A 22,376-nucleotide genomic window follows, 5' to 3' on the forward strand; every position below is an offset into this window, starting at 1 on the left:
CGACAAATGATAATTGTAACCGGATGATTCCACCCATGCCGATCACATTTCATCCCGTATAACCTGTACATCCTCTAACGCTTCCCGCAGCCTGCTTGCTAGAAGAATTCGTAAGCTCATTCCCTCCGTTTCTTGGCGGTCAGATTCTCCAAAGCTTCCTGCAAATTAGGATACTTGAATTTAAACCCGCACTCCATCGCCCGCCGCGGGAGGACTCTCTGCCCTTCCAGCAGCAAAACGGACAGTTCTCCCAGGAGCAGCTTGAATACGAAGGACGGAACCGGAAAATAGTGGCCCCTCTTCATAACGCGCCCTAAAGTACGTCCGAAATCATCGTTAGTTACCGGATGAGGGGCCGTTGCATTCACCGGGCCCGAAAGTTGCGAATTCCGGATGCAATAATCAATCAGCCGCACCATATCTTCAATATGGATCCAGGACATCCACTGCCTGCCGCTGCCCAGGCGCCCCCCTACTCCGAGTTGATAGGGCAGCTTCATCAGAGGGAAGGCTCCGCCATCCGCACCCAGCACCAATCCTACACGCAGCTTGATTAAACGCGGAACTTGAATGGCTTCCGCCGCTTCTTCCCACCGTTCGACCACGGCTGCCAGAAAATCCGTTAATCGGGCAGGACTTTGCTCATCGAAAGAGTCTTCCTCCGAGGTGCCGTAGATCGACATCCCTGATCCGTTCACTATGACTTCGGGCTTCCGCTCCAGACGGGATACCGCATCGGCTATCCGAGAAGCTGCCTTCAGCCGCGATTGAAGAATTCTCTCTTTGGCCGGCCGGGTCCATCTCTGATTGATCGTTTCCCCGGCCAGATTGACGATGGCATCCACTCCTTCCAGCCTTGCGGGCTCCCTTTCTATTTCATCCCAAGACACCACAGCCGCGCCAGAAACCTTGCTTTCGGCGGAACGGGAAATGACCAGGACTTCATGACCCTGATTAATTAAATGCTTCACCAAATGCCCTCCGATAAAGCCGGTTCCTCCTGTCACTGCTATTTTCATAGGAGTCCCTCCCTTTAATTAATAAATTAATAGATTTTGAAGCTTGTTCCCGATCCGTATTGCTCACCTTATTTTACCATATCTCGACAAACTTCACTTTGCCATACAGAGCAAAATAACTGCAGCAAAATAGTACTAAACCGCTTTGAAGGGTCTACGCTTTAAAGTAATAAAATTTTTCTTTTTGTCCATATGCGCAAAAAAATATTTCTTTCTTACTACATAATTCGACAAACTTTTCAAGAATATTCTGATAGTTTAGTGATAGTGTGTTAAATTTAACCATTTAAGGGAGGTTGCAACATGTCAAAAAAATTAAATGTTGTACTTAGCTTGCTCTTATCTGGCACCTTAGTTCTCTCAGCCTGCAGCACAAAATCAGCCGATCCGCCGCCAGATACCTCAAGTCCACAGCCTAGCGCGAGCACCGCCCCATCCACGGCGCCCTCTGCCGCTCCAACTCCTGAACAGAGCAAGGCCACTAACACTTTCATCCCTGCATCCGACAAATCCAAGAGCCCTGCCGCGGCGCAAAGCAGGACAGACACGCTCATTATCGGGATGGAAGACTTCAAAGGCTTATTTAACGGGATTTATGGTGAATCCGCTTACGACAATTATGTTAACGGCGCGCTCTTCGATTCCTTAATGGATCTCAAGAGCGATGGGACGTACGAGCCCAGCGTCGCGAAGAAATGGGAGATTTCTGACGACAAGCTGGTCTATACCTATTACTTACGGGATGACGTCAAGTTTAGCGACGGCACACCGTTGACCGCTGAAGATGTCGCCTTTACCTTGACGGTTATGCATGACAAGTCCTATGACGGCCCTTCAGATATGATCAAAGCCATGATCAAGGGCGGTAAAGAATATAAGGAAGGAACCGCCACCGAAATCGAAGGCATTAAGGTCATCGACAAACATACGCTTGAAATTACAACCACAGAAGCTAACTCATCCGCTTTACGCAGCGTTGGGTTATCTTCGATCATTCCCAAGCATTACTATGGCAAAGATTATAAGCAGGGCAATCTGGACTATATGAAGGATCTGCATCAGAAGCCGCTCGGTTCCGGCCCTTATATTATGGAAGCTTACGTTCCCGGGCAAGAGGTTCGCTTCGTCGCGAATGAACATTATTTTAAAGGAAAGCCGAAAATTCCCAAGCTGATTTACAAGGTAACCTCGAGTGATACGAATATTCAGACGCTGCAAGCCGGCGAGACGGATATGGAGATTCAGATCAACGTCAACAAGGACAATGTCGAACTGCTTAAATCGCTGGGATTTCTGGACATTACCCTCTACCCGACGAACGGGTACGGATACATCGGCTTCAATCACAATGATCCGAAATTCAAGGATAAGCGGGTTCGGCAGGCGCTGACCTACGGCTTGAACCGGGAGGAAATTGTGGAGGCGGCTTACCAGGGCAATGCTAAAGTCATTAATGTACCGCAATCGAACGTATCCTGGGCGTACACCGATGACGTAAACAAATATGAATTCAACCTGGAGAAGGCCGCTCAGCTATTGGATGAAGCCGGCTGGAAGGTCGGAGCCGACGGCATCCGCGAGAAGGATGGAGTGAAATTCAAAATCCACTTCCTGGCTACTACCCCTAATCCGGTCAATGAAGTCATCATCCCTGTTGCCAAAGAGAACTATAAGGAATTGGGAATTTTATTTGAGCCGGATATGCTGGATTTCAATGCGGTGAAGGAGAAGCAGAAGAAGGGCGATTTCGACATGTTCTTCCTGGCATGGCAATTGACGGAGGATCCGGACTCGACAAATATTTTCTCAACGAACGGCTCGCAGAATGAAATCGGTTACTCCAACCCGAAGGTGGATGAATTACTGGCAAAAGGGATCAAAGAGGTAGAAATCGAAAAAAGAAAGCCAATTTATCATGAGCTGTACAAAGTGCTGAACGAAGATCCGCCTTATATTTTCTTGTACCAGCGGACAGACATGATGCCGATCAACGCTCGTGTACAGGGCTGGGATCTCTCCCCGTACAAGAAATTCTACTATAGCCTTCATCAAGTGGCCATCAATTGATACAGGGTTTGATTTGCTGTAGAAAGTCTGCACCACATTACCCGAAATCCATATGCCCAGCCTTCGAGCTGGGCATATGGACTAACTACGAGGAGGAACGGAATGAAGCAGTATGTCATTCGCAGATTGTTGAACATGATTCCTACCTTGATCGGAATCTCTCTCCTTATCTTTTTCGTCTTCTCCCTCGCCCCGGGCGATTTCGTAGATGCCAATTCCAACCCGAATCTGACTGCGGAAAGAGCTCAAGAGCTCAGGGAAATCTACGGCTTAGACAAGCCTATGATGGAACGCTATTTCACATGGATAGGCAATGTTCTGAAAGGCGAATTCGGCGATTCTCTGATGTACAAACAGCCGGTGACGAAAGTTTTGAATGATTATATGTGGAACTCCTTCCTGCTGGCTGTCGTCGCTCTCGTGCTGTACTGGATAATTGCCGTTTTTGTCGGCATTATCTCTGCGACAAGACAATATTCCCTGTTCGATGCGGGAGCCACTTTTTTTGTGTTTGCGGCCATGTCGCTTCCTTCCTTTTTTATCGGACTTTTACTAATCAAATTATTTGCCGTTGACTATCATATTTTCCCCGTCGGCGGAATGCATACGACCGGAAGCGATCTGAGCGGACTCTCGCGGCTCTGGGATTTGGCCAAGCATATGTTCCTTCCCGTTATGGTGCTCACGATGATTCACGCCGGTTCACTGACCCGGTACGTTCGGACCAGCATGCTTGAGGTTATCAGGCAGGACTATATCCGCACTGCAAGAGCCAAGGGCCTGAAGGAGAAGGTAGTCATCTACAAGCATGCCTTAAGGAACGCCTTGCTTCCCGCCATCACCTTGTTCGGGCTGGAGCTTCCCGGGTTATTTGCCGGAGCCATTATCCTGGAGAGAATCTATAACTGGCCCGGAATCGGCCGAATCAATCTGGAAGCAGTGGGGTTGAGGGACTACCCATTTCTGATGGGCTTTACAATGTTTCTGGCGCTGCTGACCGTTCTTGGAAACTTCCTGGCAGATTTATTATACGGAACGGCCGATCCCAGAATACGTCTGAAATAGGAGGAGATGGACATGAAACCGGCACCTTCAACAAATACTCAAGTAAGCGTCACCAAACGATCCCGCCCTTCTTCTCCCTGGAGGCTTGCATTGCGACGATTGCGCAAAAACCGGATGGCCATGATCGGACTGACCGTGCTCGCCTTCATGGTTTTGTTCTGTTTCGTCGGCCCCCTCATCTCTTCCCACCTGACGGAGAAGGTCAGTGTAGCTAACGGCAACAAAGCTCCTAACTCCACTCATTGGCTGGGAACTGACAAGTTGGGCAGAGATGTGCTGACACGCACGATGCTGGCCGGGCGGATTTCGCTGACCGTCGGCATTGCGGCCATGTTCATTGCGGTCCTGATCGGCAGTGTGTTGGGCGCCATTGCCGGTTATTACCGTGGCTGGGCGGATTCTATCATAATGAGATTGGCCGATATTATCTATTCCGTCCCCAACCTGCCCTTGCTTATTTTGTTGGGGGCCGTTCTATCCGATTTGAAAATTCCCGCCGAGGCGCGAATATATGTCGTCATGTTCATACTCGGCATGCTAGCCTGGGCCACCTTGTCCCGCCTGGTCCGAAGTCAGGTCTTAAGCCTCAGGGAGCAGGAATTCATGCAGGCGGCCGAGGTGCTCGGATTAAGAGATCATCGTAAAATTTTCCGCCATCTGCTGCCCAACACCGTTCCGATTATCATCGTGTCGGCCACGTTGTTGGTAGCTTCGGCCATTCTGGCCGAGTCCGCCTTGAGCTGGCTTGGACTGGGGGTCATCCCTCCCACTCCGTCGTGGGGGAATATGATCCAGGCGGCCAACAATCTCGTCGATTTTCAATTACGGCCTTGGCTATGGATTCCACCCGGAATCTGCATCTTTGTCACCGTCATCTCCATCAATCTGATCGGGGACGGATTACGAGACGCCTTAGACCCTAAAATGAAAAGATAGGAGAAACGAATATGGCAGAAAATTTGGTGGAGTTTCGCAATTTAAAAACATCCTTCTACACCGAGGCCGGCGTCGTCCAAGCGGTCAATGATGTCAGTTTTAAAATAAAAGAAGGGGAGACGTTATGCGTCGTTGGCGAATCCGGCTGCGGCAAAAGCGTCACCGCCATGTCTCTGATGAGGCTTATCGCCTCTCCCCCCGGGAAGATCGAAAGCGGAGAAATCCTGTTCCGGGGTCAGGATTTGCTCAAGCTGAAGGAGCATGAAATGCGGGCCATACGCGGCAACGAGATCGCGATGATTTTCCAGGAGCCCATGTCATCCTTGAACCCGGTCCTCAAGATCGGGGAGCAAATCATGGAACCGCTGATAGAGCATAAGCTGCTCTCCAAAAAAGAGGCCCGCGAAAAAGCGATAGACATGATCCGTTTGGTCGGCATTCCGCGCGCGGAGCAAATCATGGACTCTTATCCCCATGAGTTAAGCGGCGGGATGAGGCAAAGAATCATGATCGCCATAGCGTTAAGCTGTGATCCGAAGCTGCTGATCGCAGACGAGCCGACGACCGCGCTGGACGTGACAATCCAGGCGCAAATTCTTGATTTAATGAGAAAAATCAAGGAGCAGCTGAACACCTCTCTTATGCTGATTACCCATGACCTTGGGGTGGTCGCTGAAATGGCCGATTATGTCGTCGTTATGTACGCCGGCAAAGTGATTGAGGAAGCGCCGGTTGTCGAGCTTTTCCATAACCCCAAGCATCCGTATACCCAAGGGCTGCTTAAAGCGAAGCCTATTTTGTACAAGAAGCAAAAACGGCTCTATTCCATCCCCGGACAGGTGCCTAACCCGATCTCGCTGGGAAATAACTGCTATTTCAGCGATCGCTGCGATCGCTGCATGCCGGTTTGCAAAGAGGCCCAACCGGATTTACTGGTAGAAAACAAGGAGCATAAAGTAGCCTGCTGGCTTTACGAGGGAGGGGCCGCCCATGGGTGAGGTATTGTTGGAGGTTCAACGGTTAAAAAAATATTTTCCGATCCGCGGCGGGATTTTGCAAAGAACGGTGGGTCACGTCAAAGCGGTAGACGACGTTTCCTTCACCCTGAAGAAGGGGGAAACCCTCGGCCTGGTCGGTGAGTCCGGCTGCGGCAAAAGCACGGTTGGCCGCACCATCCTTCGCCTGAATGATAAAACGGAAGGACAGGTGCTCTTTCAGGGGACGAACATTCATGAGCTTCCTAGGAAAGAGCTGAGGAAGCTGCGTCCGAGGATGCAGCTGGTGTTTCAGGACCCCTACAGCTCTTTGAACCCGCGGATGAAAATAGGCGAAGCCATTGGCGAAGCACTGATTGACCACGGAATCGCAGACCGGAAGGAGGTCCGTGAAAGGGTGCTTGAGGTGCTGAATATTTGCGGGCTCGCGCCGTATCATATCGATCGTTTTCCGCATGAGTTTTCCGGCGGACAGAGACAGCGGATCGGAATAGCAAGGGCTCTGATTCTGGATCCCGACTTCATCGTCGCGGATGAACCGGTCTCGGCTCTGGATGTTTCCATCCAAGCCCAGATCATTAACCTGCTGAGCGACCTGCAGGAAACGAAGAGGCTCACATATCTGTTTATCTCACACGATCTTAGCGTCGTAGAGCATCTGTGTACCCATGTTGCTGTCATGTACCTGGGTTCGATGGTCGAGCAGGCATCCAGAGAGGAGCTCTTCCGCAACCCTCTCCATCCGTATACGAAGGCTCTCCTGTCGGCAGTTCCTATTCCCGACCCTGTCATGCGGAGAGAAAGGATTGTGCTGAAGGGCGATATCCCGAGCCCGGCCAACCCGCCATCGGGCTGCAAGTTTCATACCCGCTGTCCCATGGCGGTGGATCAGTGCAAATCCGAGGTCCCGAAGTACCGGGAAGTGGCCCCCGGCCACCACGTCGCCTGCCATCTGGTGTAAAATACCCCACAAAGTGACGCGTAACCTTCGAAGTGTATTCCGGATACTTTGCGGGGAGCCCTGTAAAATACCCCACAAAGTGACGCGTAACCTTCGAAGTGTATTCCGGATACTTTGCGGGGAGCCCCGGAACTTAACACTTGCATCTTGAAGATTCTGATAGTATTCTATATAAAATCATTATTGCAGGAAAAGCCATGACCCAGGACATGGGATTCCACGATTCGATGGTTCAGAGAGGAAATCCGCGGCTGGAAGGTTTCCCGATTCGAAGGAATCTCCCCGCCTTGCGAGCTGTAACGGGGAATCAGCAACCGTTACCGGAACCTATCCGTTATCAGGCAGAAGGACCGTTAATTACAATTAACGGTTAAATAAGGGTGGTACCACGGCGCATTCGTCCCTGACGGATGCGCTTTTTTGCGTCCTTCTTATTGGCTTCCAATCCAAATTTGTTTCTTGGGAGGTTATATTTATGCTTCAAAGCAAGCTTCTGATTCCCACCTTGCGTGATGCGCCGTCAGAGGCGGATGTCGTGAGCCATCAGCTTATGCTTCGGGCGGGATTGATCCGGCCGCTGGCCGCCGGCATCTACACTTACTTGCCGTTAGGATGGCGAGTGCTGAGGAAAGTCTCCTCCATCATCCGGGAAGAGATGGATCGAATAGGCGCGCAGGAAATGCTGATGCCGGCAATGCAGCCTGCGGAGCTATGGCAGCAATCGGGGCGCTACTCTCTGTACGGTCCCGAGCTTGTGCGGCTATACGACCGCCATAATCGTGAATTTGCACTCGGCCCGACTCATGAGGAAGTGATTACTTCATTAATCCGGGATGAAGTCAATTCTTATCGCAAGCTGCCGATGATCCTGTATCAAATCCAGACTAAATTCCGGGACGAACGCCGACCGCGATACGGACTGCTGAGAGGCCGGGAATTTATGATGAAGGATGCTTATTCATTCGACGCGGATTGGGAAAGCTTGGACGATACGTATCGGAACGTATACTATGCCTATACCCGCATCTTTGACCGCTGCGGGCTCACCTACCGGGTTGTGGAAGCCGATGCCGGGACTATCGGCGGAGAAGGCGAAACCCATGAATTTATGGCTCTGGCCGACATTGGCGAGGATACGGTCGCAGTCTGCTCGCATTGCAGCTATTCCGCCAATCTGGAGACGGCCTATACTAGGCATGGAGCGTCACCTGCGGAAGCACGGACTGTCCCCAAGCCCGAGAAGATTCATACACCGGGGGTCCGCACCATCGATCAGCTGACAGCTTCGTTGGACATCGAGGCCGGGCATATTCTGAAGACGCTCATTTACATGGCGGACGGCCGCCCTGTCGCCGTGATTGTGCGAGGCGACCATGAAGTGAACGAAACCAAGCTTAAGAATGCTCTCCGAGCGAATCATATCGAGCTGGCAAATGAGGAAATAGTCCGTCAACATACGGGGGCCCCGATAGGATTTGCCGGACCGGTCGGCTTGAGCCTGCCCCTATGGATCGATCAGGAAGCCGCTATTATTGAATCCGGAGTCGCAGGTGCAAATGAACCGAATTATCATCTGCGCTATGTCGTTCCCGGGCGGGATTTCCCCTTGGAGCATATAGGCGATTACCGTAATGTAACGGAGGGAGATTCTTGCCCGCATTGCGAAGGGACTTTCAAATTTTATCGCGGGATCGAAGTCGGCCATGTTTTCAAACTGGGGACCAAATACAGCGCGGCTCTAGGGGCAGGCTTCTTGAATGCCGCAGGCCGGGAGAACCCGGTAATCATGGGCTGCTATGGAATTGGCGTCTCACGCATTCTGTCCGCGGTCATCGAGCAGAATCATGATGATGGCGGAATCCTGTGGCCGATGGCGATCGCCCCTTTCCATGTGCATTTGATTCCGGTTTCCGTTCAAGATCCGGTACAGCGAGGTCTTGCGGAAAAGCTATACTATCGTCTGCAGGCAGAGGGCATGGAAGTGTTGATGGATGACCGGGAGGAGCGGCCCGGGGTCAAATTCAAAGACTCCGATCTGATCGGTATTCCTATAAGGATCGTAGTCGGCAAACAAGCCGGCGAAGGCTTGGTGGAAATTAAAGAACGAGGGCAGGCCGCTGCGGAAGTCATCGGTTACGAGGATGTTGTCACTCATGTCTTGGGAAGGATGAAGAGCTGAAGAAGTATCGGGATCTATCCCTCGGCTAATGAAGATTAGCTGGGCGGCAGTACTTTCGTCAGGCAGGTCTTCTATTCTGCCCCGCCCCCAACCCCAAAAAACTCCTTGGCCCGATTTCCGGTCCAAGGAGTCATGCTTTGACAAGGATTTGCTTGACTATCCAGCTAGATGCTCTGTTCTTGCTCCAGCAGTTCGGAAATTCTCAAATGAAGCCCTTCACCGGCATAGGATATAAGTGGAGAGATTTCCACGGTCCGGCCCTCCAGCAGCTCCTCCGCTGCCCCGGCTTCAAGAAGCCATTTGCGGTGCAGCTCCAGAACAAGCTTCCTCGCTGTCTCCGGACTGTCTTCCCCTTCCTTGTTCTTGACCGGTGCGAATTCCTCGCTGCGGTTAACCTGCAGCACCGCCAGTTTATCTGCCAGCGGAAACAGGTCAAAGATGAACCGCTCGAACTTATACGCATTAGGCTCGGAAGGCTTGAGCGGATTACCTTGCTCATCGATAGCGGCTATCTTCTTATGAGCGGCATGATATGGCAGCGGATAATCAGCGCCCTTCTCGACGAAATCGAGGCGGAACAGATGCATCGAAATGTTGGCCTGGTCATACAACAGACGCCCTTCCTCATTCTGTGCCGTCATCATCTCGCGCGGCATATCGGAATATTCGATGACTGCGGGCCGCCCCCGGTTGAGGCAGACGATTCCCACCTTCTCTTCCGGATGGGATTTCGGAACGACTTTGCAGGCTGCAGAAGCCCCGCTGGAGATGGTGTACCCGATAAATTTCGGGTCCGCTACCTTCACCAAAGCGTTGTCGACATTGTAATAAAATACCCATTCCACTCCTCGTGCTTTCATATCCGCCAATGCGCCGGAACGCTTGATGGCTGCGAAGCAATCCCCATTGCCGGCCGGGGCCAGACTGATCCGGTCTTTGTCAGCCAGCAATATTTTGCCCTCGGCATCTATGGCGGGCAGTACGCTCTGCTCGAAGAAGAAAATCGCTTCCCGGGGATAACCGAAATAATCCGCTTTCCGGAAAAATTCCGTTGTTTCCCCATCGTTTTCGGGGCTGGTCATCACATACCAAGGAATAGTTCGCCCCGCTTGCGAGCTCAAATTTAGTAGTCTCTCGGCCTGCAGCTGGAATAAAGATTTTCCGGAAGGAAGGCCAATATTGAAGGTTCCCTTAGGCCCGTCGTGGCCCAAGCGGCTTCCCTGTCCTCCCGCTACCACCAGAGCGGCCACCCGGCCTGAACGAAGCGCCTGCCAGCCGGCCTCCTCCTCCTGCTGTTTCCTCTCTTCACTGAATTCATCCCAGACTCCCGCTTCTATCGGAGTTAATTCATTTTCCATCTGCGCCGGGCTATCCGTCCTCTGATCGAATAACGCAGCTACTTGCTCGAAATCGAGAGAAAAAATCTGATCCAGCAGGCTCTCCTGAGCCTCGGCTGTCAAATCATGATAGAAATTCAATAAATGCTGTTGATTATACTGACGAAGCAGCGCTTCGGCTTGTTCCTTCCTGGACTTCATCTAATCTCCCCTCGTGCTTGAATGATAGATTAATAGCTTCCTAATAGAATAACCTTAGTGTCTCCCTCGGCAGAATGATGAAGCTTCGAATCACCGCCTCGTCTATTGTACCACATCACCGGAAATGGGAATCTATCCCTTAAGCCCCATTTTGGCCCACATGCCGCTAAAGGGGGTTATTTCGTAGTACCGAATGCCTATCCCGGCCGCAATCTATGCCCAAAATGTCCGATTCGTTAGGCATACTAAAAAAACGCGGGCAGCGTCCCGCGTTTGAATATTCCTTGGAATCTGATCAACCGATTCACGGTCCGGCCTATTTCCAAACCTATTGACGTTCTTTCCCGACGAAATCGGACGAAAACTAAAATTCAATCCGTCAAGCGTCAGATAGGTGTGGCGGATCGATAATCTCGGCCTCTGAAGTTGTTGCCCGGTCATCCAATTGACAAAACGAATAAATAAGGATAAAATAATTATTCAATAATTTAATCTAGATATTATAACACAATAATTTCTTTTTGTCAATAGTTTTTTTGTTTTAGTTTTTTATTCACCTGACCAAGGGAGGGAAATTTCATGCGGTTATCACGCTTATTCCACTCTTTGAACCAAACGGCTCAGGAGCAGGCAGTAATGGAGATTCTGGAACTTAATGAGAAGACCGCGCCGTTCGGTTTGATGCTGACGCCGGAGGAAGCCGCCCAAATGATCCATGTCAGAAATCAACTGCTTTACAGTTATGGCCGAGTAGAGTTGGGCTTCGAGGTCATCCGATCGTTAATCGACGGTTTTGCAGCCTCGCCCTATATAAACGACGAGAATTATGTCCCGACTCTAAATGAGCTGCAAGAGATTTTTTATTATCTAAAGAATGAAACGGAAGATCAGATCGGTGACGCCAGGCTGGTGGAAATCATGAGACAGCTCTTCGACGAGGAAAGCGGAGGCTCGTTGGAGCTGCTGAAGAGCAATCTGGAAGAGTACGCTTACCATTACAGAAGAGAAATGCAGCACAATGAATTTCTGCCAAAGGAGGAGGAATAAGCTTGAAGGGTCCAAACGGGCTGCCATCGCACATGACTCCGGTACGGATAAGGCCGAAGAACCTTAAGCCGAACCAGTACACGATATCCCTTATGGAGGATGGGTTGCGTTCAGGGCTGCTTAACCAACAGGAAGTTTACAGCATACAAAACCGCCTAATGATTATTTTGCAGAGTCTCATAGCACGCTATACGCAAGGAGAAAGCTCCTCGGTAGCTGCGGAAACGGCAGAAAGCCTCCTATCCTCCATCATGTATGCAATAGACGCGTATATGCAGAGCATCGAACATCCGGACCAAGCGATCACCTGTTTAAAAACCGGAAGTCTTCAAAAAATTTACGAAGCAGGAGTTGAACGGGTGCGTCAGTGCTTCGAAGATACTAAACAGCTATATCGGGAAGTCAGACGCAATAAGCTGGATGTCCCGGTGGACGCTTATAACATGACCATAGATGAATCCTTGCCTGTATTTTTCAAGAAATATGAAATTGTCTTCGATGCTCATCAGACGATGGCCAGCATCGACTATCCCTTAGCGATTGATGATATGCGAGTTCAGGGAGTCTTTTATATGAAGCAGTATTTGGAGCATCTAAAGATCGAAACCCGCTTTTGCCGCATGTTCAGTCAGGCGGATCTTCGTGAGCTGCTGGTGAATTTCGGGAGAGTGTGCAGATTTGATTACCGAATTGAATTGTTTAATATATTTGAGTTGGTACTGAACAATGCGATTTTTTCGATGCTGTCGGGAGCCGGTGCCCATCAACTTCAGATTTCAACAGCTTCATTCGAGCGATTAAATCGGCTGCTGTCGGAGACGGACCCTTCACAAGTTTCTTCAATGATTCAAGAAGCGATCCATCGTCTGCTGCAAGAGCGGCAAATCTGTGACCCTTCATTAGCGGATTACATGAACCGGTGCAAGAAGGAAGTCATACAGCGAATCGTCCATGCGGCGAAACATAACAGTCTGGAAGCCGTAATCATCACCCGTCAAGAGGAAACAATGAAGCCCATTGCATTTTCTGTTAGCGCAGAGGACCGGATAAGCGATGCCGAGCTTCGCCTAATGCTTGAAGAAATCAGACAATTGGAGGATAAGGAAGATAAGGCGAAGCTGATCAAATCGCGACTTCGTTCCCTGCACGACTTTCTGGATATACTGGAATCCGATTGTCTATATGAAGATGAATACGAAGCACTCTTTGAAACCTTTGGCGATATAGAACTGGCGGTTTTATTCAAAATCGTATTCTACGAATCAATCCGGAATGATCGAAAGCATTTGTTAACGATCATTAACGATACGGAAGTTAACGGAAGCGAATGGCAGACGTATTTTACTCACTATTTGAAGAGCTTGAGCCGGAACCGCCTTGGGTCCATTGAACTTCTAATTCATCATATCGATTATCAAGAAATAACTTTTCATTGATTATAACCGATTCACAGGTAATCCCGGCCTATTTTCACACCCGAAAGCAGTGCCGGGGTTTTCCCACCTGCCCATCGTTTTCACGAAGAAGTCATGCCATGCTTGGGCTTGAGCGCTAATCGCTTCGCAAGTCTTTCCGTCTAAAATTACCATTCCTCTATCCGAATTAACTTACCGCTTCTCTCAGCTTCTCCATGGTCATTCTCTCAATAAACTTCGAAAATTTCTCTTTCTTTCTGCCGTTTTGCTGAAAAAGCTTAATGAGCTGAAGAATGACCGGGATCAATTGTTCTGCAGCTAGACCCGACATAAACAGAACGCCAACGGTGGCTTTCAGGGACTTGCCCTCGCCGCCTACATAAATGTCATACTTGTCTTTCATTTTCACCACGCCAATATCCTTCAGCAATGGTTCGCTCGTCCCCAAAGCACAGCCAGCATATCCTATCTTCAATGGACTCGGAACTTCATAACCGGCAATGGCGTCACCTAATGCTTTCGCAACATCAAGCCCCGCATCCTCGGCCCCCCGGCAAAAATTGCAAGCAATCAAGCTTTTGGTGAAAAATCCGGCCGGGTGAATTTCCAGTCCGGTCTCCCTCAGCTTTTGTTTTACTTCTTCCAATTGATCTTCTTCCAGTTCCACATACAGTTGTTTAAAGGTGGTCAATTCGATCCTCGCGTCTTCGCCGACAATGGAACCGAGCACAGCCAGCTGTTCCGGTTTGAATAATGTTCCTCCGATTTCAAAACCGGGAGTGATCGCAAACTTCGTTCTTGACATTTGTCTCTCCTCCGATATCTATTCACTTCGCCGCTCGAACCAAGCCGAATGACTCATTTTATTGTTGGAATTCCAATCCCTTTCATTCCCGTGTCTTAACAAGAATGGGATGAAGCATATTTTTTACCTTTGCTAGTTATTAGGATACCCCCGTATGGTATATTTGTCAATCGGTAATTTCTCTACTCCAACTTAAACTATTTAATGATTGTTAATCCTTGACAAAATTCATTCCACTCCTCATAATGTGAATATGAACATATGCTCATATATTAAATTTTGGAGTTGAGTGAATAATAACTTCTTAACAGGCCATTAACCTATCAGGAGGAGATTAGAATGCACCATCATCATAACCATCCCCACGACCATGGCCATCACCACCAACACGGGCACGGACATCATCATCACGACCGCAGCAGAGAAGGAAACAAAAAAGGGTTAACTATTGCTTTGCTCATCACTTCGGGTATTATGCTGCTAGAGTTTTTCGGTGGGTTAATAACGAACAGCCTGGCGCTCTTGTCTGATTCGGGACATATGCTGAGTGATGCCAGTTCGCTTTTGCTAAGCTTGATTGCCATTTGGTTTGCGACCCGGCCGGCCTCTCCCAACAAAACTTACGGGTTTTACCGTTTTGAGATTTTAGCCGCTTTGTTTAACGGAGTTACGTTATTTGTCATTGCCGGATTTATTACTTGGGAGGCCATTCAGCGTTTTTACGATCCGCCGACGGTTGCCAGCGGTTCGATGATGATAATTGCTTCCATCGGGCTTCTCGCCAATTTGTTAAGCGCGTGGACACTGATGCGCAAAGGCGATGTCAAAAACAACGTCAACCTTCGCAGCGCTTACCTGCATGTGATCGGTGACGCATTGGGCTCTGTAGGTGCTATCCTTGCCGGAATCATCATGCTGTTGTTTGGCTGGTATGCTGCTGACCCTATTATTTCCGTGCTGGTTGCCTTATTGATCTTGAAAAGCGCTTGGGGAATTATTAAACATACGGTTCATATTTTGATGGAGGGCACGCCGATTACTATTGACCAAACGGAAGTGAAAGAAGCTTTGGGAAGCATCGACGGAGTGGTTGATGTACATGATCTGCACATTTGGACGATTACATCGGGACTGGATTCATTAAGCTGCCATATCCTCATCGAAGATCATATGGACAGTCAAAAAATTTTACAGGCCGCCATTCACATCATCGAGGAGAAATTTAAGATTCGGCATACCACCATTCAAATTGAAACTTCTGCAATTCATCACGAGGAAATGACCGTTTAACAGGTTCCGCCGTTTCTAAATATGGTCAACAAAACAGCGTCCCCTGAACCTTTCTTCATGGGACGCTTTACTTTTTCAATGTTGATGACGACAACCCATCTGTATTTAATTTGTCAGGGCTAGTTTTAATTAATTGTAAAATTGACTCCATATAAGGACAAGGCTGATTTTCTCGCGACACTTTGGGATGCGAAATTGTCCCATGATGTACTGTATAAAGGGAGTCTTCCCATCCTTCTTACCTCTGTCGCCCATCCAGCAACGACGGCAGCGGCATATCCCCTACCACGATATCCTTCCAAGGTCTCAAGCCCTGCTTCATGTGCTCTGGAAGTGATGCGAACGCTGCGGCAGATGGACACGGCCCGCCCTTCGCGCACAAGCCCAATACAAGGCTGCGCGCTGTCTATTTCCGATGTTAACCATTCGAAATCGCCATGCAAAAATTCCTTCATATTATCCCGGGTAATACTGATCACTTGCATGGCCGGCGCGGCCTGGGCCGGAACCAGATAACAGGGCCCCATCGTAAACCTTTCTCCTTGGAGAAGGCTCATATAGGCTTCAAAATGTTTCGGTTTCGTCCGAAAATCACTGACGATCGGTTCATCGGCACATAACTCTTCCAGCTGCTCAATAACCTTCTCCGGGACATCATACCGAAATCGGCAGAGAGCCGTCCCCTCTATAGTTCGACCCAAGAAAAAGCGGGCGGCGGGATCCTCTCCGGACCAAGGCTCGTTTATAGTAAGCAGCCTCTTATTTCGGTCATGGGTAAACAGCGCTTCAACATGGAGCTCCATCAGTTCCACGGCGGTTGGTTTAATTTCTTCCCGATCCCTCAAGCTTTCACCTCACAAACCTCTCTATCTCTAATAACAATCCCAGTGCATGTACCACTCCCATCCGTACGCGATCTGTACAAGTACAGATTGCCGTTGTCCCCAATCATAAAGCGAGGCTTCTCTTCCGATGCAATCTGCATTACGTATTGGTACTCCTTCAATGAGATCGGAGATTGGATGTAGGACGGATAACCGCCGGTTTTAGTAAACGGCTCCATTCTGATGATTTCCCTCCCATTAGCCATGTTCGAACAAGCAGTCAGCAATTTCCACATCAATCCATTTACACCTAGTTCGCATCTTTAAGGTGCTTGCCGCCCACCGGCAGCCTTATAAACCTTTGTATACAAGATTTCTCTATACAGGACAAACTCCGCTTCCGTGAGAGATTGAGGATAGCTCATGATTTTAAGCGGCAAATCCGGCTGTCCTGTCTGAAGAGGCGGCTGCACATATTCGAAAGAATTGAGTTGAAACCCCAATCGCTCGTAAAAGCTTATTCTCCGCTGCGCCAAATCGGTATCAGGGGGTTCCACCTCCAGTATTACATGCTTTGCGGACTCTCCGATATATGTGCTCATCAACTTCCCTCCGATACCGCTCCCTCTAGTATTCGGATCGACGGCAATATGTTCCACAAAGCGGAACTGGGGAAATTCCCATACAGCCATGAAAGCAATAATGTTGTTATTGTCATCCGTTTCCGTAATGAGACGATAATGCGGATCGGCTAGCAGCTCCTTCTGTCCGGCATAAGTTCTCCGCTCACTGTCAGGAAATGAGGCTTTCATTATGGCGTAAACTTTATCAAATTCTCTAATGTTCATAATGATCAGATTCATCCTTATCTAAGCTGTTTTATAGGGCATGACGGACCTTGCGCCGATTACTGAATGATCTTTGATTCTTGGTTGTCTTCCTTCAACCTAAGGCCGCTTAATAGACCTCGTAGTTTTGTCCGGTTTGAGCTCCCTCTACACTTTTTCTATAGGCAAGTGCTACCCGGCTGGCAGGAACGGCTTCAAAGCCCGGGAAAAACTCACCATATTTGTCCCATGATTCTTGCAAAACGTTGGGGCTAACGCTATTGATGCGAATTCCCCTTGGCATTTCAATGGCTGCAGATTTGACGAACGCCTTAACACCTCCATTAGCCATTGCAGCAGATGCTCCTAGAGGAATCGGATCATCCATCATAATTCCGGTTGTTAAAGTGAAGCTTCCGCCGTCATTCATATACTCCATGCCCAAAAGTACCAGGTTAATCTGACCTTTGAGCTTGCTTTCGATTCCTATTTCATTTAACTCCGGGGTTAATTCCGTAATGGGTGCAAAATGTGCACCGCCTGTTGTACTCACTACGGCATCTATTTTACCGATTTGTTCATACATATTCTTAATACTAACAACGGATGTAATATCGACTGAAACATCCTGACCATTTCTTCCGGCACGAATGATTTCGTGCTTTTTTTCTAATTCCTGAATGACCGCTTGTCCGATCGTGCCGCTTGCTCCAACAACGACTATCTTCATTATCCAATCCCTCTTTCCGGTTGATAATTCGTTGCCATTATATTGTAGCACAATCCTGATATGACCCAAAAATGCGGCACCATCTTATGACGAATGAAGCTTAGGACTGCTTCGTCAGTCTTCCTTCATCCAGCCTGTATACAGTCCCTCCAAACCGCCAGGCTTTTATTTTTGCAGACTGCGTGGAATTTTATGGTATAATATATGAAACGAAGTTTCACCTAATAAAACCAATAGTGAGAGGAGCTCGTTTAAAATGCCGATCAACTTTCACGATGACAAAAACAGGCGGACCTATGCAGCAAGAATTTCCGATGAATCCTGGGTCTCTTTAATGAAAGAGATGGTGGAAGTATCGAATAAACGGGTTGCGGATATTGGCTGCGGTGGGGGCATTTACACGAAAGCTTTGATTGAAATGGGGGCAACTCAAGCTATCGGTGTAGATTTCTCGGAAGTAATGTTAAAAGGCGCTATGGAGAATTGCAAAAATACTCCCAACGCTGCATTCCTTCTTGGAAATGCTTATCATTCCAACCTGACTGCAAATGAATTCGATATCGTGTTGGAAAGAGCATTAATCCACCACCTGAGCGACTTGGATGCCTGCTTCAAAGAAGCCAACCGCATTATGAAAACTGGCGGCATTCTCATCGTTCAGGACAGAACTCCCGAAGATTGTTTGCTGCCCGGGGATGAAAATCATATAAGAGGTTATTTTTTCGAAAAATTCCCCCGATTGATTGAAAAAGAAATAGCTCGCAGGTATGACGTAAATCAAGTACAGCAAGCACTGGAATCGAATGGATTTCGTCTGGACAAAACGGTTTCCATCCGGGAGATAAGACGTGTGTATGATCATTTCGAAGCATTAAATACCGACCTACTTCTAAGAACCGGCCGCTCCATTCTTCATGAATTGACGGATGATGAACTTCTCGATTTGATATCGTTCATAAAAGATAAGCTCAGTGGTTATAAAGCTCCTATTGTTGAAAAAGATTCATGGACAATATGGTTTGCTGTAAAAATTAATTCCCGGTATTAGAGGTAGCTTTTTATGCCAATTAGAAAGCGGTTCATTTTAATGTTTAAATGAACTTCAACTTTCTAATGTGGTAAAAAAAGCTTTTAACGAAGCCTTTTCAAAGGTGAATAACCCGGTTTTAGAGGTAGCTTTTTATGCCAATTAGAAAGCGGTTCATTTTAATGTTTAAATGAACTTCAACTTTCTAATGTGGTAAAAAAAGCTTTTAACGAAGCCCTTTCGAAGATGAATAACCCGGTATTAGAGGTAACTTTTTATGCCAATTAGAAAGCGGTTCATTTTAATGTTTAAATGAACTTCAACTTTCTAATGTGGTAAACTTAAACATAGACTGTAGCGCAAGGAATATTCATTTCCCCGGAAGGAGCCTCCATCATGCGGTTATGGCAGGATTTGCGGGCGTTTCTAAAAATTAAAGGAGCCTGGGTTCTGGTGCTGACCCTGCTGTTCTACGGGATCGGGACAGGAATTCTCGCTCCTATGAATGCGATATATTTGCAGGATTCGGTAGGGCTTGGCAAGCTGGAGATCGCTTCGATTTACTCCATATCGCTGTTTCTGAATATGGTTCTGACGATTTCGGTCGGCATAGTAAGCGACCGGATGAAGCGCAAAAAAACGATTCCGCTCGTGGCGGCTGTTCTTTGCATGACCGGAATCATCATCTATATGGGCGCTTCCAGCTATGTGCCTGCGTTAATCGGAATGTGTCTCGCCATGGCTCCGTCCGGGATGATCATGGGGCAGCTGTTCGCCATGGCCCGCAGTCATTTTACGAAGTTCGCTCCGGATGTAGTGGAAATCTCGCAAATTTGGCTAAGGGCTACGTATAGCGTCGGCTTCTTTACCGGGCTGCTGTTGGGTGCGAATCTGTTCCTGATCGCCACTTTTCAAGGCGTGCTGTGGGGTAATTTGGCGGGGTATGCGGCACTGTTTGCGCTGTTATTGTTTTACCGGGAAATTACGGCCGACTCTTCCGCCGGCAAGAGAGCGGCTGGCGAACCCTTCTCGCTGGTTATGCTGTTTGCGATTTTACTGTTGTCCTGCGCCGACGCCATTCGCGGACTATATCTGCCGCTTGTGATTAACGTCCGGTTCGGCAACCCCGAATTGATGTCTTACATTTGGAGCACCCAGGCGGTCTTCGAGTTATTATTTATGACGATGGCCGGCTATTGGGCGGCTAAATACGGCAGCAAGCCGATTATTTTGCTTGGAAGCCTGTTTGCGCTGGGAACCTATGTTACATATACGGTAAGCGAATCCTTGCCGGTCTTTTTCATCGTACAGCCGCTGTATTCTTTTTTCGTCTCGGTGCTTTACGGTGTCGGTATGGGATATGTGCAGCGCATGTTCATTCACAGGACGGGATTCGGGGCCAGCCTGTATGTATTTATTTCCCAGACCGCATCTCTGATCGGATATTTCCTGCCTCTGCTGATCAAAGGCATTACGCCGCAAATTTTTTGGATTCCGGCGCTGCTGATCGTTCTTTCGATTATGCTGATGGTCAAAGTGCTATACAGCGAACGCATGAAACCGGGAAGAACGGTGGAAGGATGAAACACGTGTACAAGCCAATTTCCTGCCTTCGACCAATAGCCTTGCATTAAACAGCTCCTTGTAAAACTTAATGGATTTTTCTAAATCAGTTACAGAAAAAAGCAGATGGTTAATGCCACCGACCTTCAACATTCTTTCCCTCTACTCCAATCATACGGCAGCCATTCTTTCAACATAACCACTCCCCCACTATCGTCAATCACTTCCTTCTTCAAATTGCATCGTGGATTTGGCTTATAAATTCCCGACACCGCCGCATGGCGGCATAATATTCCCCTGGCTTTAGCAGCAAGGATTTTGCCCAAGCTTCCCGGACCGTTTCGTTATAAAGACAGCACGATCGCCTCCGCTGTACCTTTTCAACGACAAGCCGTAAACAATCGTCCGGGCGAATGCCGTGCGCGTTTGGCCCGAAGGGGCATAGGTTATAGCAACGGCATACGTCATAATGACAAGGAGGTCCGACGATGAGCCGACAACACCGCAGCCGCAAACGGAACGGTTATGTCACGGTTCCGCTCTTAAGACGGATGGCCGCCTCTATGGTCCCTTTCTACCGAAAAATTGCCGCCAGCCGCAGTTATGCCAAAACCTGGTCGTCCGCCGTGCGCAAAGCCGACCTGGACCGTCTGGAAAAGATGTTCTATAAGACCGCTCCGGTGACAAGAAGAAGGGCGTCCCTATCGACGAACGGCATCGGGTATATGATAGGCTTCAATACCAAAGCCCCTATCCATGAATATGTCAACGCCACCTCAATCCGCCCGGGGCACGTCCAATTCACTTTCAGCACCCCTATTCATCGTTTCATTTCCAGGGCTGTCCTTCCCCTCTACCGGGAAATCGCCTGTAATCGCAAATTTGCCGCGAAGCTGGTGAGAGCTATCCGTTGCAATGACAACCGGATGGCCGATTGCCTGGTTCGCTGCTGCGTCCGCACCAAAGCGCTGCATTTTGTTAGAATTGAAGATTCCGGCATTCTGATGGCCTTTAAGTTTTCCAAAGTCCCTTATCATTACTATAATGAATTTTACCGGTTCGATTTTGAACATATGGAAAAATAAGCAGAGGCGGCCTCTGGCCGCTTCTGCTTTAGCATGGTCCCGTACTTAAGGGGAACGGAATAGCGTTCCAGCAATTTTGCGGCGATAGCCCAATCCTCCTTTATTTGATACACTGGTGCTTAGAATATCCATAGACAGGGGGACTTGCTTTGCAAAGAGCCATCATACTGACAGGCGCTTCCAGAGGGTTGGGACAAGCCTTGGCCAGTCAATTGCTGGAACCGGACCATCACTTGATCTGCCTGTCCAGAAGCCGTAACGATTCGCTTGCCCGGGAAGCCGCAGACAAACAGGTCAAATTGGATTGGGTGACTATCGATCTGAATGAGGTAGACTTGCTGGAGGAACGAATCCGGGACATCATCGCTTCTATCGATCTGAGCCGCTTGGATTCCATTTATCTGATCAATAATGCCGGCGTACTGCAGCCTATTGGCCCTGTGGAAAACAACGACGGCGTGCAGATCGCGGACAATATCCGGATTAACCTGATTGCGCCGATGATTATTACATCAAGCTTTATCCAGCAGACCCGCCATCTTAAAATAGACAAGCGGATCCTTAATATTTCCTCGGGTGCAGGCAAGAAAACTTACTACGGCTGGAGCGGATACTGCACCTCCAAAGCAGGGTTGGACCATTTCACTAGATGTGTGGGAGCCGAGCAAGAGGAGCTGGAGCACGGGGTGAAAATCGTTTCCGTCGCTCCGGGGGTGGTGGATACCGATATGCAGGCGGAAATCCGGGCTTCCAAAGAAGAGGATTTTAAACAGGTGCAGCGGTTTATCGATTATAAGAAGCAGGGACTTCTGTACTCTCCGGAAGAGGCGGCCGCCAAGCTGCTCAAGGTTTTGCTGAGCGAATCTTTTCCTAACGGGCAGGTTATGGATGTCCGCGACTTGGAATAACCCAATGAAGTGCCGCTAGGCCTTCGATCACCATCGGGAGCGAAAATTTTAACGTTGTGCCGGCTTCGTTTACTACGACCTTCCAGCGGCAATCT

General features: G+C 48.8%; 20 protein-coding genes and 1 pseudogene. 13 read left to right on the forward strand and 8 right to left on the reverse strand.

All coding sequences use genetic code 11. The annotated features are described in order from the left end of the window. Nucleotides 1–116 precede the first annotated feature (116 nt). Complete coding sequence (locus ACFQ03_RS04500; protein WP_379286338.1) at nucleotides 117–1,019, reverse strand: TIGR01777 family oxidoreductase; 903 nt, start codon at nucleotides 1,017–1,019, stop codon at nucleotides 117–119. A 303-nt stretch (nucleotides 1,020–1,322) separates the two neighbouring features. Between ACFQ03_RS04500 and ACFQ03_RS04505 the strand changes: the two genes are divergently transcribed. The 6 genes from ACFQ03_RS04505 to ACFQ03_RS04530 all read left to right on the forward strand — a co-directional run bounded on the left by ACFQ03_RS04505 (nucleotide 1,323) and on the right by ACFQ03_RS04530 (nucleotide 9,222). Beyond that, nucleotides 1,323–3,086, forward strand: a complete 1,764-nt coding sequence (locus ACFQ03_RS04505; RefSeq protein WP_379286340.1) for an ABC transporter substrate-binding protein — start codon at nucleotides 1,323–1,325, stop codon at nucleotides 3,084–3,086. A gap of 102 nt (nucleotides 3,087–3,188) precedes the next feature. Beyond that, nucleotides 3,189–4,151 (forward strand): ABC transporter permease, encoded by a 963-nt coding sequence (locus ACFQ03_RS04510; RefSeq protein ID WP_379286342.1) that lies wholly within the window; start codon nucleotides 3,189–3,191, stop codon nucleotides 4,149–4,151. Between the two features lie 6 nt (nucleotides 4,152–4,157). After that, nucleotides 4,158–5,087, forward strand: a complete 930-nt coding sequence (opp4C, locus tag ACFQ03_RS04515) for an oligopeptide ABC transporter permease (protein WP_379286344.1) — start codon at nucleotides 4,158–4,160, stop codon at nucleotides 5,085–5,087. An 11-nt stretch (nucleotides 5,088–5,098) separates the two neighbouring features. Continuing rightward, entirely contained in the window at nucleotides 5,099–6,085 is a 987-nt protein-coding gene (locus ACFQ03_RS04520; protein WP_379286346.1) for an ABC transporter ATP-binding protein, read from the forward strand. Continuing rightward, nucleotides 6,078–7,043 carry an ABC transporter ATP-binding protein gene (locus tag ACFQ03_RS04525; RefSeq protein WP_379286349.1) on the forward strand — a complete coding sequence of 322 codons (966 nt, stop codon included), beginning with the start codon at nucleotides 6,078–6,080 and terminating at the stop codon, nucleotides 7,041–7,043. The genes ACFQ03_RS04520 and ACFQ03_RS04525 overlap by 8 nt, the downstream gene beginning before the upstream one ends. Nucleotides 7,044–7,518: 475 nt before the next feature. After that, nucleotides 7,519–9,222 (forward strand): proline--tRNA ligase, encoded by a 1,704-nt coding sequence (locus ACFQ03_RS04530; protein WP_379286351.1) that lies wholly within the window; start codon nucleotides 7,519–7,521, stop codon nucleotides 9,220–9,222. A gap of 164 nt (nucleotides 9,223–9,386) precedes the next feature. Here ACFQ03_RS04530 and ACFQ03_RS04535 read toward each other — a convergent pair whose 3' ends face one another. After that, nucleotides 9,387–10,760 carry a UDPGP type 1 family protein gene (locus ACFQ03_RS04535; protein WP_379286353.1) on the reverse strand — a complete coding sequence of 458 codons (1,374 nt, stop codon included), beginning with the start codon at nucleotides 10,758–10,760 and terminating at the stop codon, nucleotides 9,387–9,389. 579 nt (nucleotides 10,761–11,339) lie between these two features. Here ACFQ03_RS04535 and ACFQ03_RS04540 point away from each other — a divergent pair. Next, complete coding sequence (locus ACFQ03_RS04540; RefSeq protein WP_144941154.1) at nucleotides 11,340–11,807, forward strand: DUF6323 family protein; 468 nt, start codon at nucleotides 11,340–11,342, stop codon at nucleotides 11,805–11,807. Nucleotides 11,808–11,809: 2 nt separating this feature from the next. Further along, nucleotides 11,810–13,243 carry a DUF6179 domain-containing protein gene (locus tag ACFQ03_RS04545; RefSeq protein WP_379286356.1) on the forward strand — a complete coding sequence of 478 codons (1,434 nt, stop codon included), beginning with the start codon at nucleotides 11,810–11,812 and terminating at the stop codon, nucleotides 13,241–13,243. Nucleotides 13,244–13,409: 166 nt separating this feature from the next. On the opposite strand, the gene ACFQ03_RS04550 is transcribed toward ACFQ03_RS04545, so the two are convergent. Next, nucleotides 13,410–14,027, reverse strand: a complete 618-nt coding sequence (locus tag ACFQ03_RS04550; RefSeq protein WP_379286358.1) for a nitrite reductase — start codon at nucleotides 14,025–14,027, stop codon at nucleotides 13,410–13,412. Nucleotides 14,028–14,366: 339 nt separating this feature from the next. On the opposite strand from ACFQ03_RS04550, the gene ACFQ03_RS04555 reads away from it, so the two are divergent. Then, entirely contained in the window at nucleotides 14,367–15,317 is a 951-nt protein-coding gene (locus ACFQ03_RS04555) for a cation diffusion facilitator family transporter (RefSeq protein WP_379286360.1), read from the forward strand. Between the two features lie 125 nt (nucleotides 15,318–15,442). Here the strand turns inward: ACFQ03_RS04555 and aac(2')-IIb are convergent, their stop codons facing one another. From aac(2')-IIb to ACFQ03_RS04575, 4 genes are all read right to left on the reverse strand, one after another. After that, nucleotides 15,443–16,162 (reverse strand): kasugamycin N-acetyltransferase AAC(2')-IIb, encoded by a 720-nt coding sequence (gene aac(2')-IIb, locus ACFQ03_RS04560; RefSeq protein ID WP_379286362.1) that lies wholly within the window; start codon nucleotides 16,160–16,162, stop codon nucleotides 15,443–15,445. Beyond that, entirely contained in the window at nucleotides 16,159–16,380 is a 222-nt protein-coding gene (locus tag ACFQ03_RS04565) for a DUF1963 domain-containing protein (protein ID WP_260982222.1), read from the reverse strand. The genes aac(2')-IIb and ACFQ03_RS04565 overlap by 4 nt, the downstream gene beginning before the upstream one ends. 84 nt (nucleotides 16,381–16,464) lie before the next feature. After that, a complete protein-coding gene (locus ACFQ03_RS04570) occupies nucleotides 16,465–16,989 on the reverse strand; it encodes a GNAT family N-acetyltransferase (RefSeq protein WP_150960345.1) in 525 nt (174 codons plus the stop codon). 109 nt (nucleotides 16,990–17,098) lie between these two features. Further along, entirely contained in the window at nucleotides 17,099–17,698 is a 600-nt protein-coding gene (locus tag ACFQ03_RS04575; protein WP_379286365.1) for a short chain dehydrogenase, read from the reverse strand. Nucleotides 17,699–17,954: 256 nt separating this feature from the next. Here ACFQ03_RS04575 and ACFQ03_RS04580 point away from each other — a divergent pair, with 256 nt between their 5' ends. Continuing rightward, a complete protein-coding gene (locus ACFQ03_RS04580) occupies nucleotides 17,955–18,746 on the forward strand; it encodes a class I SAM-dependent methyltransferase (protein WP_150960343.1) in 792 nt (263 codons plus the stop codon). 375 nt (nucleotides 18,747–19,121) lie between these two features. Next, nucleotides 19,122–20,309: an MFS transporter gene (locus ACFQ03_RS04585; protein WP_379286367.1), complete on the forward strand. Its 1,188-nt coding sequence runs from the start codon at nucleotides 19,122–19,124 to the stop codon at nucleotides 20,307–20,309. Between the two features lie 12 nt (nucleotides 20,310–20,321). Here the strand turns inward: ACFQ03_RS04585 and ACFQ03_RS04590 are convergent. Next, nucleotides 20,322–20,441, reverse strand: a pseudogene (locus ACFQ03_RS04590) (VOC family protein); the annotation flags it as partial. A gap of 335 nt (nucleotides 20,442–20,776) precedes the next feature. Here ACFQ03_RS04590 and ACFQ03_RS04595 point away from each other — a divergent pair. Both ACFQ03_RS04595 and ACFQ03_RS04600 read left to right on the forward strand, forming a co-directional pair. Then, a complete protein-coding gene (locus ACFQ03_RS04595; RefSeq protein ID WP_379286369.1) occupies nucleotides 20,777–21,373 on the forward strand; it encodes a hypothetical protein in 597 nt (198 codons plus the stop codon). Between the two features lie 149 nt (nucleotides 21,374–21,522). Next, the gene (locus tag ACFQ03_RS04600; RefSeq protein WP_144941170.1) at nucleotides 21,523–22,281 is read left to right on the forward strand and encodes a (S)-benzoin forming benzil reductase; all 759 of its coding nucleotides are present in this window, start codon (nucleotides 21,523–21,525) and stop codon (nucleotides 22,279–22,281) included. Nucleotides 22,282–22,376 lie beyond the last annotated feature (95 nt).

Source organism: Paenibacillus residui (assembly GCF_042677205.1).
Taxonomy (GTDB): domain Bacteria; phylum Bacillota; class Bacilli; order Paenibacillales; family NBRC-103111; genus Paenibacillus_L; species Paenibacillus_L residui.